Origin of the sequence: Actinacidiphila sp. DG2A-62 (genome assembly GCF_035825295.1) — a bacterium.
GTDB lineage: Bacteria > Actinomycetota > Actinomycetes > Streptomycetales > Streptomycetaceae > Actinacidiphila.
The window spans coordinates 3,289,671-3,302,005 of record NZ_JAYMGI010000002.1 but is presented as its reverse complement, the minus strand read 5'-3'; the positions used below and the strand labels follow the sequence as shown (position 1 = coordinate 3,302,005).

Here is a 12,335-nt window from a genome sequence, read left to right as displayed (position 1 = left end):
TCGTTGAGTGCTAACGACGCTCAATAGTGCAGTATTTCCCGCCGTCAGTCCACCGCGACCGGCGCACGGTGACCGATCGCACCCGCGGCGACCACTCCGTGCGGGCGCGGGACCAGCCGGCCGCGCAGCCCGACCAGTACCGCCAGGGCCAGCGCCGTGCCCGCCAAGGGCACGAAGAAGCCCGCGTGGGAGCCGGCGTGGTCGGTCAGCACGCCGGCCGTGGTGACCGCCACCGCCTGGCCGAGCGCGACCGCCCCGGTGAGCCAGGTGAACGCCTCGGTGCGAGCGCCCGCCGGCACCAGGGCGTCGACCAGCGTGTAGCCCGTGATGAGTGCGGGAGCGATGCACAGCCCCGTCACCAGGCCGAGCCCGCCCAGCAGGGGGGCCGAGTGCGCGGCCCACAACGGCGCGCACGCGGCGGTCAGAGCCGTGTAGGACGCCATGAGCCGCAGGCGCGGGCCCCGGTGCCACGACACCGTGCCGTAGATCACCCCGGCGAGCATGTTTCCGGCAGCGAAGATGCCGTACAGGACGCCGTTCAGCCCCGGGCGCCCGATGTCATGGGTGAACGCGGTCAGGGACACCTGCATGCCGCCGAAGACCGCCCCGATGCCGAGGAACGCGACCGCGAGGGCACGCAGCCCGGGAGACGAGAGCGCGGAGGCGTGCTCGACAGCCTGACCGCCGGCTGCCGCCCGGGGCGCGGGCGCGGACCTGCGCTGCGTCGCGAACAGGACGCCTCCGATGAGGGTGAGCAGCGCCTCGGCGGCCAGACCGGCCGCAGGGTGCACCGAGGTGCACAGAGCCGTGGCCAGCACCGGGCCGATGACAAAGGTGAACTCGTCCGTCACCGACTCGAACGCCGCCGCCGACGCCTTCAGCGCCCCGTCCTGCCCGCCGAGGGCCACGGCCCACCGGGAGCGCACCATCGGTCCGATCTGCGGGACGGTCGCGCCGGTCGGAACCGCGGCTGCCAGCAGCGCCCACGCCGGAGCGTGGGCGAGTGCGAGCGCCACCATGCCGGTCACCGAGGCCGCGTGCAGGGCGACGCCGGGCAACAGGACCGCCCGCTGGCCGTACCGGTCGGTGAGGCGCCCTCCGCGCGGGGCGCAGAACGCCATCGAGACTCCGGTGACCGCCGCCACCGAGCCCGCCGTCCCGTACGAGCCGGTGGTGTGTTCGACGAGCAGGACCAGGCTGATGGTCAGCATCGCGAACGGCTGGCGCGCCGCGAACCCCGGCGCCAGGAACGCCCACGCGCCCGGCGTGCCGAGCAGCTGCCGGTAGCCGGACCTGCGGGCTGGGACGGTCGTTCCCGGACGGGGGAGGAGGCTGGGGAGGAGGTGGGCACCTTGGATGCCACGATCCGGACTTTCTGCCGTCTGGTAGCGCGCGGGCGGTTCGTCACACCGGCACGCCGAAGGCCGTCCGCTGTGCGCGGGTGGTGTCCGCGCCGGCCCTGCGTCAGACGGAGGTTGCACTCGACATGTACCGGTTCATCATACGTAATACCTGGGGCATGCCTGGGGCGGCCTCTCCTGGGTGACGGGCGTCGCGGTCCCCCGTCGAGCCGCCGCCGGGCCAGACGGTCCGCCACCGGCTCAGGCGTCCTTCAGCCAGCCCGCCAGCTTGCCGCCGCGTCCGACCGCCCGTAGCCGGTCCTCCGCCGCGTCGCGCACCGGGTCGGTGGCGACGACGAGGAGCTCGTCACCGCGCTGCAGCACGGTCGACGGCAGGGGCACGAAGCTGGAGCCGTTGCGGACGACCAGCGTGACCGCGGCGCCGGTCGGCAGGCGCAGCTCGTTGACCTCCACGCCGTGCATCCTGGAGCGCTCCGGGATGGCGACGGACAGCAGGTGTCCCTGCAGGCGTTCCAGCGGCGCGGACTCGATGCCGAGGTCCGCGGCATCCGTTCCGTTCGCGTCGGCGTCGGCGAGGTGAAGGCGCCGGGCCACCCACGGCAGCGTCGGGCCCTGCACCAGTGTGTAGACGATCACAAGAACGAAGACGATGTTGAAGATCCTCCGGCTGTCGTCCACTCCCGCCACCATCGGGATGGTCGCCAGCACGATGGGGACGGCGCCGCGCAGGCCCGCCCACGACATCAGCGCCTGGTCGCGCCAGGGGATGCCGAACGGCAGCAGGCTGACCACCACCGACGCCGGTCTGGCGACCACGGTGAGGAACAGCCCGATGACGATGGCCGGGATGATGTCGTCGCCGAGCTCGTGCGGGGTGACCAGGAGACCGAGCAGTACGAAGAGTCCGATCTGCGCCATCCAGCCCAGTCCTTCGGCGAAGCCCCTGGTGGCCGGGCGATGCGGGAGTTTGGCGTTGCCGAGTATGAGGGACGCGACGTAGACGGCGAGGAAGCCGGAACCGTGCTCGGTCGCCCCGAGGGCGTAGGCGCCCACCGCGATCGCCATCACGGCGATGGGGTAGAGCCCCGACGCCGGCAGCGCGACGTGCTTGAGGCCGTAGGCCCCGATGAACCCCACCGCCGCGCCGATCGCCGCCCCGATGACCAGCTCCAGCGCGATCTCGCCGATCAGCGTGTACCAGTGGTCCACCGCGCCCGTCTTGGAGAAGGCGACGACCAGGATGACCACAGGTGCGTCGTTGAAACCCGATTCCGCCTCCAGGACGCCGGTCACCCGCTTGGCGAGGGAGATGTTGCGCAGCACCGAGAAGACCGCCGCCGCGTCCGTGGACGACACCACCGCCCCGATGATCAGCGCCTGCCGCCACTCCAGGTCCACCAGGTAGTGCGCCGCGGCTCCGGTCACGAAGACGCTCACGAGCAGGCCCACCGTCGACAGGACCGCCGCCGCCGGCACCACCGGCTTGATCTCGTGCCACTTCGTCCCCAGACCGCCCTCGGCGAGGATCACGACCAGTGCCGCGTAGCCCAGCACCTGGGTGAGCTGGACGTCGTCGAAGGTGAAACCGAACAGGCCGTCCTGTCCGATGACCACACCGATGCCCAGGTAGACGAGGAGGGTCGGCAGCCCACTGCGAGAGGCGAGCCGCACGGCGACGACGGCGACCAGTAGCACGGCGGCACCGATCAGCAGGATCTCGTTGAGGTGGTGGACAGTCAGGGGCCCGATCCTTTCAACTTCATTGCCTTACCTAATATTTTACCCGCCCTTGACGATGCATGGTCCACCGGTCTGGTCACCCGGACGCCGCGTCCTTGCGCCAAACGACTTACGCCTATGGTTGCCCTTGCACCACGAGCACTTGATCTCCGGTCCACCTGCCCCTCGAAGGACAGCGATGCCCGCACGGAAGAAGTCCCGCCGCCTACGCCTGATCGTGATCGCGATAGTGCTGCTGCTGGTGGCGGGCATCGGCTACGGGTCGTACTGGGGCGTCAGCACGGTGCACGCCTCCTTCCCGCAGACGACCGGGTCCCTGAAGCTCAAGGGGCTCACCGGGCCGGTGGACGTCAAGCGGGACGCCAACGGCATCCCGCAGATCTACGCGGACACCCCGGACGACCTCTTCCGCGCACAGGGCTACGTCCAGGCGCAGGACCGTTTCTACGAGATGGACGTGCGCCGCCACCTGACCTCCGGGCGGCTGTCGGAGATGTTCGGCAAGGGGCAGGTCGAGACCGACGCCTTCCTGCGCACCCTCGACTGGCACGGCATCGCACAGCAGGAGTACGAGACCAAGCTCGACGCCAAGACCAAGCAGTACCTCCAGGCGTACACCGAGGGCGTCAACGCCTACCTGCGGGACCACAGCGGCGCCGCCCTCTCCGTGGAATTCGAGGCGCTGTCGCTGGTCCACGGCTACAAGCCGAAGCCGTGGACGCCCGTGGACTCCGTCGCCTGGCTGAAGGCCATGGCGTGGGACCTGCGCGGCAACATGCAGGACGAGATCGACCGGGCGCTGATGACCAGTCGCCTCAGCCAGGCGCAGATCAAGCAGCTGTACCCGGCGTACCCGTACGACCGCAATCGTCCGATCGTCGACGCGGGCACCGTCGATCAGATCACCGGAACATATGAACCGGCCGGCTCCGACGGCCCCCAGGGCCTCAACGCCGGCGTGAACGCGCAACTCGCCGGCATTTCTCAGATCATCGACCAGATGCCCGCGCTGCTCGGCCCGTCCGGCAACGGCATCGGCTCCAACTCCTGGGTCGTCTCCGGCGCCTATACGACGACAGGCAAGCCGCTGCTGGCCAACGACCCGCACCTGGCGCCGCAGCTTCCGTCGCTCTGGTACCAGATGGGGCTGCACTGCCGCCAGGTCGGCCCGGCCTGCCCGTACGACGTGGCCGGCTACACGTTCTCCGGCATGCCCGGCGTGGTCATCGGACACAACCAGTCGATCGCCTGGGGCATGACCAACCTCGGCGCCGACGTCACCGACCTGTACCTGGAGAAGGTGACCGCCGACACGTACTTGTACGACGGTAGGCAGAAGCCGTTCGTCACCCGCAAGGAGACCATCAAGGTCGCCGGCGGAAAAGATCGTACGATCATCGTCCGGCAGACGCAGGAAGGTCTGCCGATCGTCTCCGACCGCAGCGACGAACTGACCTCCGTGGGGAAGACCGCGCCCGTCAGCGACCCCCCCGGGGGCGTCAACAGCGGTTACGCGGTCGCCCTCAAATGGACCGCCCTCAGCCCGTCCAAGACCATGGACGCGGTCTTCGAGCTGGACCGGGCGACCGACTTCACCGCGTTCCGCGACGCCGCCAAGGACTTCGCCGTGCCGTCGCAGAACCTGATCTACGCCGACACCAAGGGCAACATCGGCTACCAGGCCCCCGGCCAGGTGCCCATCCGCCCCGCCGGCGACACCGGCACCTACCCGCAGCCCGGCTGGGACTCCGCGTACAAGTGGAAGGGTTACATCCCCTTCGCGTCGATGCCCTACGAGTACAACCCCCCGCGCGGCTACATCGTCACCGCCAACCAGCCGGTGATCGACCAGAGCAAGTACCCCTACCTCCTCACGGAGGACTGGGACTACGGCACCCGCAGCCAGCGGATCAACGACCTCATCGCGTCCAAGATCAAGGACGGCGGCAAGATCTCCATGGACGACATGCAGTCCATGCAGAACGACGACAGCAGCGAGATCGCCAAGCTCCTGGTGCCGCTGCTGACGAAGATCCACCTCACCGGCGACAAGGGCGACTACGTCGGCAAGGCGCAGAAGCTGCTCGTCGGATGGGACTACAACCAGGACTCCGACTCCGCCGCCGCCGCGTACTTCAACGCCGTGTGGCGCAACGTCCTCAAACTCGCCTTCGGCAACAAGCTGCCCAAGGAACTGCGCCCCAAGGGACAGTGCCTGCGGGTGCCGCCCGCCGGCCAGACCGGTCCCGTGGACAATCTCGACGGCAAGAGCGACACCGTGGAGGAGTGCGGCGAACGGGACCCCGACGAGGCGCAGCCCGACGGCGGCGACCGCTGGTTCGAGGTCGTCCGCAACATCATCGACGACCAGAACAGCCCCTGGTGGGTCATGTCGACACCGGCGTTCTTCGGCACCGACCAGGACAAGGCGCACCGCAGCGACCGCGACCAACTCCTCGCGCAGGCCATGAAGGACGCCCGCTACGAGCTGACCGCCAAGCTCGGCAAGGACATCGACACCTGGAGCTGGGCCGGCTGCACAAGCTGGACCTGAAGAACCAGACCCTGGGCACCGACGGTCCCGGTGTCGTCAAGTGGCTGCTGAACCGCGGTCCCTACCAGCTCAGCGGCGGCGAGGCCGCCGTGGACGCCACCGGATGGAACGCCGCGGGCGGCTACGACGTCGTCTGGGTGCCGTCGATGCGGATGATCGTCAACCTCCAGGACTTCGACAAGTCACGCTGGATCAACCTCACCGGTGCGTCCGGCCACGCGTACAACCCGCACTACACCGACCAGACCCGCAAGTGGGCGGACGGCGAGCTGCTTCCCTGGTACTTCTCCGACGACCAGGTGGACAGGGCCGCCAAGGCGAAGATGGCGCTCACCCCGTAGCGCTCCCGGCCGCCCCGGCCCGCCCGGACGGCGGCCCGGCTCACCGCGCGGGCCGTTCCGGCGCCCTGGGGAAGACCCGGACGCCCTCCGGAGTCAGCGCCGCGTCCACGAGGTGGTCGTGGGGTTCCCGGGGAACAGACGCGAGCACCTCGTGGCCGTACAGGACCACGACGAGCGCCGGGCGGGCGCCGGCGTCCGCGAGGCGTGCCAGGACGCGGTCGTACGAGCCGCCGCCGCGCCCCAGACGGACCCCGCGGCCGTCCACCGCCAGTCCGGGCAGGAGGACCGTGTGCGCCTGTGTGACGGCCTGCGGACCGAGCCGGGGCCCCACGGGCTCCACGAGCCCGCGCGAGGCCTTCTGCAGGGCCTCGGGGCCGTCGTAGACCGCCCAGTCGAGGTCGTTGTCGGGGAGCAGCACCGGCAGCAGCACGCGTACGCCCTCGGCGCGCAGGGCGTCGATCAGCTCGCGGGTGCCGGGTTCGGTGCCCGTCGACACATAGGCGGCGACGGTGGCGACCGCCGCGGGCCGCGGCAGCTCGCGTACCCTCGTGGCCAGGGCGGCGGCAGCCGCTTGCCGGTCCTCGGCGCTCAGGCCGCGCCGCTCCCGCAGCAGCCGCGTCCGCAGGTCCGCCTTGAGCGCCCGGACGCTCGTCATATCATGCACAACCGCCGCCTATCAGCCGCCAACCATCGGTTCTTCATCTTCCACACATTCGAGGCCGCTAGGGTGCACCGCATGACGCACACGCACCCTGGGCGGATTTCGAAGGCGGTCATTCCCGCGGCGGGGTTGGGGACCCGGTTCCTGCCGGCGACGAAGGCCACGCCCAAGGAGATGCTGCCGGTGGTCGACAAACCGGCCATCCAGTACGTCGTGGAGGAAGCCGTCGCCGCGGGCCTGACCGACGTCCTCATGGTCACCGGCCGCAACAAACGCCCCCTGGAAGACCACTTCGACCGCAACTACGAACTCGAAGAAGCCCTCTCCCGCAAAGGCGACGCCTCCCGCCTGGCCCGCGTCCGCGAATCCTCCGACCTGGCCACCATGCACTACGTCCGCCAGGGCGACCCCCGCGGCCTGGGCCACGCCGTCCTGTGCGCCCAACCCCACATCGGCGACCAGCCCTTCGCCGTCCTGCTCGGCGACGACCTCATCGACCCCCGCGACCCCCTCCTGACCCGCATGACCACCGTCCAGCACCACCACGGCGGCAGCGTCATCGCCCTCATGGAAGTCGACCCCGCCCACATCCACCTCTACGGCAGCGCCGCCATACAACCCACCGACGAACCCGACGTCGTCCGCGTCACCGGCCTGGTCGAAAAACCCGAACCCGGCCAGGCCCCCTCCCACTACGCCGTCATCGGCCGCTACGTCCTCGACCCCGCCGTCTTCACCGTCCTGGCCCACACCCCACCCGGACGCGGCAACGAGATCCAGCTCACCGACGCCCTCAAAACCCTCGCCACCCCCGACCACCCCGGCGGACCCGTCCACGGCGTCGTCTTCACCGGACGCCGCTACGACACCGGCGACCGCGCCGACTACCTCCGCGCCATCGTCCGCCTCGCCTGCGAACGCGACGACCTCGGCCCCGACTTCCGCACCTGGCTTCGTAGCTATGTCGACAAGGAGATCCCGAGTGAGTGACGGCGCCGACCGCCTGTGGTCCGTCTCCGAACATCTGGAAAGCATCCTTTCGCAGGTGAAGCCCCTAGAGGCGATCGAGTTGCAACTGCTCGACGCCCAGGGGTGCGTGCTGGTGGAGGACGTGACCGTGCAGGCCGCGCTCCCGCCGTTCGACAACAGCTCGATGGACGGCTACGCGGTGCGCGTCGCCGACGTCGAGGCGGCCACCGCGGAACACCCTGCTGTCCTGGAGGTGATCGGCGACGTGGCGGCGGGCAGCGGCGACCTCCCCGAGGTCGGGCCCGGCCAAGCCGCCAGGATCATGACGGGCGCCCCGATACCGCCCGGCGCGGAGACGATCGTGCCGGTGGAGTGGACCGACGGCGGCACCGGGGGCGGCCCGGCCACCGAGATGGCCGCCCACAGCACCGATCCCGCCGGCGCCGGCGGCGAGGTGCGGGTGCACCGGCCGGCCCGCGCGGGGCAGTTCGTGCGCGCGCGGGGCGACGACGTCGCCGTGGGGGAGCTCGCACTGGCCGCCGGGACGGTCCTGGGGGCCCCGCAGATCGCCCTGCTCGCCGCGATCGGCCGGGACACCGTCAGGGTGCGCCCGCGCCCCCGGGTGGTCGTCCTGTCGACCGGCAGCGAACTCGTGGCACCCGGGCAGCCGCTGGGCCCCGGCCAGATCCACGACTCCAACAGCTACGCGCTCACCGCCGCGGCGCGCGCCGCGGGCGCCATCGCGTACCGGGTGGGCGGCGTCGCCGACGAGGTGGAGACGCTGCGCGCCACCATCGAGGACCAGCTGATCCGCGCCGACGTGGTCGTCACCAGCGGGGGAGTGAGCGTCGGCGCCTACGACGTGGTGAAGGAGGCGCTGTCCTCGATCGGCGACTCCTTCGAGGAGGGCGAGGACGCACAGGACGTCGGCGGCCACGTCGAGTTCCGCAAGCTGGCCATGCAGCCCGGCAAGCCGCAGGGCTTCGGCCGCATCGGCCCGGACCGCACGCCGCTGCTCGCGCTGCCCGGCAACCCGGTGAGCGCGTACGTGTCCTTCGAGCTGTTCGTACGACCGGCCATCCGCACGCTGATGGGCGCGCAGCCCGTTCACCGGGAGGTCGTACGGGCGGTGTGCGACGAGGCGATCGACAGGTCACCCGAAGGAAGACGACAGTTTCTGCGCGGCCGGTACGACCGTCGTACCGGGAAGGTCACTCCTGTGGGTGGCGCCGGGTCCCACCTGGTCGCCGCGCTCGCGCACGCCGACTGCCTGATCGTCGTCCCCGAAGCCGACACATCGGTCGCCAGGGGCGCCGAGGTGGACGTCGTCCTGCTCGACTGACTCACCCGGCCGGGTGCGGCGACCGCCACCGCCGCACCGCCCGGCGGCCCGGCGGACCGCGACAGGGGGAGGGCCGGTACGGTGTCTGCCCTAGAGACCGCACCGGGAGAACGATGAGCAGCGCCCCCCAGCACCTCACCCACATCGACGAGGCAGGCGCGGCCCGCATGGTCGACGTCTCCGGCAAGGACGTCACCGCGCGCACCGCCCGCGCCACCGGCCGCGTCCTGGTCGCCCCGCGTGTCGTCGAGCTGCTACGCGGCGACGGCGTTCCCAAGGGCGACGCGCTCGGCGTCGCGCGGATCGCCGGCATCATGGGCGCCAAGCGCACCCCCGACCTCGTCCCCCTGTGCCACCCGCTCGCCGTCTCCGGGGTGACCGTCGACCTCGCCGTCGCCGACGACGCCGTCGAGATCACCGCCACGGTGAAGACCACCGACCGCACCGGCGTCGAGATGGAGGCGCTCACCGCGGTCAGCGTCGCCGCGCTCACCGTCGTGGACATGGTGAAGGCCGTCGACAAGGCCGCGGTGATCACCGACGTCCGCGTCGAGGAGAAGACCGGCGGGAAGTCCGGCGACTGGCACCGGCCGTGACCGCCCCCGAGGACGGCGCCGAGGTCGGGCACGGCCCGGGCCCCGGTGCCGACGCGCACGCCGGTGGCCCGCCCCCCACAACCCGCCGCGCCCTCGCCGTCACCGCCTCCAACCGGGCCGCGGCAGGCGTCTACGACGACCGCGGCGGCCCGCTGATCGCCGCCGCCCTGCGCGACCTGGGCTTCGCGGTGGACGGCCCGCGCGTGGTGCCGGACGGCGAGCCGGTCGGCCGGACGCTGCGCGAGGCGGTCGCCGCCGGATACGACCTGGTGGTCACCACCGGTGGCACCGGCATCTCGCCGACCGACCGGACGCCCGAGGTCACCCGCGCCCTCCTCGACTACGAGATCCCCGGCATCGCCGAGGCGATCCGCGCCGCCGGCGCCGCGAAGGTGCCGACCGCCGTGCTCTCCCGTGGCGTCGCGGGGGTCAGTGGACGCACCCTGGTGGTGAACCTCCCCGGCTCCACAGGAGGAGTCAAGGACGGCCTGGCCGTACTGGCTCCGCTCGTCGTACACGCCGTCGATCAGATCAACGGCGGCGATCACCCGCCCGCCCACACCACTGTCCACGCGGATGACCACAAGAGTGATCATCCGGATTCCGTCTCTGGGAGACCGAGCTGAACGGTTCCTGGCCGGCCGAGCTGGTCGACGGTGACGTCACCCTCCGCCCGATCCGGATGCGCGACCAGCGCGCCTGGCGCGAGGTCAACAGGCGCAACCGCGACTGGTTGCGCCCCTGGGAGGCCACCGTGCCGCCCGCACCCCCCGGTCATGTCGCCCAACGACCGACATATCGACAAATGGTGCGCCATCTGCGTGCCGAGGCGCGCGCCGGCCGCATGCTGCCCTTCGTCATCGACTACCAGGGCCGGCTGGCGGGTCAACTCACCGTCGCGGGAATCACCTGGGGCTCCATGTGCTCCGCGCACATCGGTTACTGGGTCGACGAGGCGGTGGCCGGGCGGGGCGTGATGCCCACCTCTGTCGCGCTCGCCGTCGACCACTGCTTCCGCCGTGTCGGCCTGCACCGAGTGGAGGTCTGCATTCGCCCGGAGAACGGCCCCAGCCGCCGCGTCGCCGAAAAGCTCGGCTTCCGGGAGGAGGGTCTGCGCCCGCGCTATCTGCATATCGACGGCGGCTGGCGCGACCACCTCGTCTACGCCCTGACCGCGGAAGAGGTCCCCGACGGCCTCATGAACCGCTGGCGGCAGGCGCGGCCGGGCACTGACACGGCGCGCAAATAAGACTATTGTTCGAAGCGGAATGCCAATCGCAAAAAATTCTCGGCATATCAGCCAGATCGTGCGACACACCGGGCCAAATTGCGGATGGCGTGTCTCGATCACCCCTACCGTGTAGCGCGTGAGCAGTAGTGGCCTCATCTATGCAGTCATCGTGGGGGCCTGGGCTGCCTACCTGGTGCCGATGTGGCTCCGTAGGCAGGACGAACTCAACGAGGCGCGGCCGACCGAACGTTTCAGCACCGCCATCCGGCTTCTGTCGGGGCGTGCGGCGATGGAGCGACGCGTCGCCAGGGCCCGAGGTGAGATCCCCGAGCCCGGGACCGACGCCGACGAGGGTGACGAGGACGAGGACGCCGTCGAGCCGGACCCGTCGGTGGACGTCCGCGCCCTCGCCGTGCCCGCGACCGAGGTGCGCCCCGTCCGGCGCGCCGCCCCGGGCCGCGCCGCCGCTCACGGCCCGCGCGCGCCCCAAGGCGTCGACGGCGCCCCGGGGACCCAGAGCCCGCGTGCCCAGGTGCTGGCCCGCCGGCGCCGTACGACCACGTTGCTGTTCGTCGCGTTCACCGTGGGCGCGATCGCCGCTGCCGTCGGCGGCGTCGCGCTCCTGTGGGCGCCGGCGATCCCCGCGGTGCTGCTGACGCTCTACATCGGCCAGATGCGCCGCCAGGAGCGCCGCCGCTACGAAGTGCGCCTGGACCAGCGGCAGGCGGCCGAGGCCGCGCGCAGGCTGCGCGCGCGAGGCCAGGCCGCCGCGCCGCACGAGCGCGAGGAGCACCCGCGCCCCGCCGCGCCCCAGGCGTCCTCCGGCCCCGCGGGCGCTGCCGCCCCCGCGGGCAAGGCCGGCGGCCCCGCAAGCCGCCGCGCCCGCCCGCACACCCCGGAGCGCTCCCCCAGCCATGCCCCCAGTCATGCCCCGGGTCACGGCCAGGGTCACGCTCACGGCCCCGTCCAGGGTCCCGGACACGGTCACCCGCAGTCTCCCGCGCCGGAGGCGTCCCAGGCGTCCCAGGCCGCCGACAGGCCGCACGGCAGGGCGTCCTCCGGCTCCGCGGCCTCGCCCCGCACGGCCGACCGCCGCGCGGTGGTCGAGCAGACCGACCACGCCGAGTGGGTCGACCAGCAGCGGGCGCAGCAGGCCGCCGACGACGGCTGGGACCCCGTACCCGTGCCGCTGCCCACCTACGTCACCGCGCCGGTCGCCCCCCGCACGCCCGGGGGCATCGACCTCGGCGCCCCCGACACGTGGAGTTCCGCGCGCTCGGGCACGACGCCCGCCGAGCCGCACCCGCCGTCCCGTGACGCCGCCCGCGGGCGTGACGGGCGCGAGGCGCGTGACCCCCGCCCCCGCGACGCCCGGGAGACGCCCGAGGGCCGCGACAAGCCCCAGGCGCCGGGCCGCCGGTCGCGCACCAGCCGCACCCCGCTCTTCGACCAGTACGCCGACCCCGACCGCCCCCGCGCCGCCAACGAGTAGGGCGTCGACGCGCTCCTCATGCCCCGGGGACACCGGGCAGGCGCAGCG

The 12,335-nt window shown here is 71.8% G+C and carries 9 protein-coding genes and 1 pseudogene; 7 read left to right on the top strand and 3 right to left on the bottom strand.

Annotated features, from left to right (window positions below; all coding sequences use genetic code 11):
* Window positions 1-44 precede the first annotated feature (44 nt).
* Together VSR01_RS14420 and VSR01_RS14415 are read right to left on the bottom strand one after the other, a co-directional pair.
* Window positions 45-1,211, bottom strand: a complete 1,167-nt coding sequence (locus tag VSR01_RS14420) for an MFS transporter (protein ID WP_442785462.1) — start codon at window positions 1,209-1,211, stop codon at window positions 45-47.
* Between the two features lie 390 nt (window positions 1,212-1,601).
* The gene (locus tag VSR01_RS14415) at window positions 1,602-3,110 is read right to left on the bottom strand and encodes a potassium/proton antiporter (RefSeq protein ID WP_326453662.1); all 1,509 of its coding nucleotides are present in this window, start codon (window positions 3,108-3,110) and stop codon (window positions 1,602-1,604) included.
* A 169-nt stretch (window positions 3,111-3,279) separates the two neighbouring features.
* Between VSR01_RS14415 and VSR01_RS14410 the strand changes: the two are divergent.
* A pseudogene (locus VSR01_RS14410) lies at window positions 3,280-5,996 on the top strand (penicillin acylase family protein).
* A 40-nt stretch (window positions 5,997-6,036) separates the two neighbouring features.
* Here VSR01_RS14410 and VSR01_RS14405 read toward each other — a convergent pair.
* Window positions 6,037-6,651, bottom strand: coding sequence for a 5-formyltetrahydrofolate cyclo-ligase (locus VSR01_RS14405; RefSeq protein ID WP_326449608.1), 615 nt, complete (start codon window positions 6,649-6,651; stop codon window positions 6,037-6,039).
* An 81-nt stretch (window positions 6,652-6,732) separates the two neighbouring features.
* On the opposite strand from VSR01_RS14405, the gene VSR01_RS14400 reads away from it, so the two are divergent.
* From VSR01_RS14400 to sepX, 6 genes are all read left to right on the top strand, one after another.
* The gene (locus VSR01_RS14400; protein WP_326449607.1) at window positions 6,733-7,647 is read left to right on the top strand and encodes a UTP--glucose-1-phosphate uridylyltransferase; all 915 of its coding nucleotides are present in this window, start codon (window positions 6,733-6,735) and stop codon (window positions 7,645-7,647) included.
* The gene (gene glp / locus VSR01_RS14395) at window positions 7,619-8,968 is read left to right on the top strand and encodes a molybdotransferase-like divisome protein Glp (RefSeq protein WP_442785461.1); all 1,350 of its coding nucleotides are present in this window, start codon (window positions 7,619-7,621) and stop codon (window positions 8,966-8,968) included. Before VSR01_RS14400 ends, glp begins: the two co-directional genes overlap by 29 nt.
* Window positions 8,969-9,081: 113 nt before the next feature.
* On the top strand, window positions 9,082-9,564 hold the full coding sequence (moaC, locus tag VSR01_RS14390; RefSeq protein ID WP_326449605.1) for a cyclic pyranopterin monophosphate synthase MoaC: 483 nt from the start codon (window positions 9,082-9,084) through the stop codon (window positions 9,562-9,564).
* On the top strand, window positions 9,561-10,190 hold the full coding sequence (locus VSR01_RS14385) for a MogA/MoaB family molybdenum cofactor biosynthesis protein (protein ID WP_326449604.1): 630 nt from the start codon (window positions 9,561-9,563) through the stop codon (window positions 10,188-10,190). The genes moaC and VSR01_RS14385 overlap by 4 nt, the downstream gene beginning before the upstream one ends.
* Window positions 10,187-10,813: a GNAT family N-acetyltransferase gene (locus VSR01_RS14380; RefSeq protein ID WP_326453661.1), complete on the top strand. Its 627-nt coding sequence runs from the start codon at window positions 10,187-10,189 to the stop codon at window positions 10,811-10,813. The genes VSR01_RS14385 and VSR01_RS14380 overlap by 4 nt, the downstream gene beginning before the upstream one ends.
* Before the next feature lie 118 nt (window positions 10,814-10,931).
* Window positions 10,932-12,287 (top strand): divisome protein SepX/GlpR, encoded by a 1,356-nt coding sequence (gene sepX / locus VSR01_RS14375; protein WP_326449603.1) that lies wholly within the window; start codon window positions 10,932-10,934, stop codon window positions 12,285-12,287.
* Window positions 12,288-12,335: the final 48 nt, after the last annotated feature.

Coding starts and splice junctions, on each gene's coding strand:
- VSR01_RS14420 (WP_442785462.1), bottom strand. CDS start 1,211: ATGCTGACCATCAGCCTGGTCCTGCTCGTCGAACACACCACCGGCTCG.
- VSR01_RS14400 (WP_326449607.1), top strand. CDS start 6,733: ATGACGCACACGCACCCTGGGCGGATTTCGAAGGCGGTCATTCCCGCG.
- glp (WP_442785461.1), top strand. CDS start 7,619: ATGTCGACAAGGAGATCCCGAGTGAGTGACGGCGCCGACCGCCTGTGG.
- moaC (WP_326449605.1), top strand. CDS start 9,082: ATGAGCAGCGCCCCCCAGCACCTCACCCACATCGACGAGGCAGGCGCG.
- VSR01_RS14405 (WP_326449608.1), bottom strand. CDS start 6,651: ATGACGAGCGTCCGGGCGCTCAAGGCGGACCTGCGGACGCGGCTGCTG.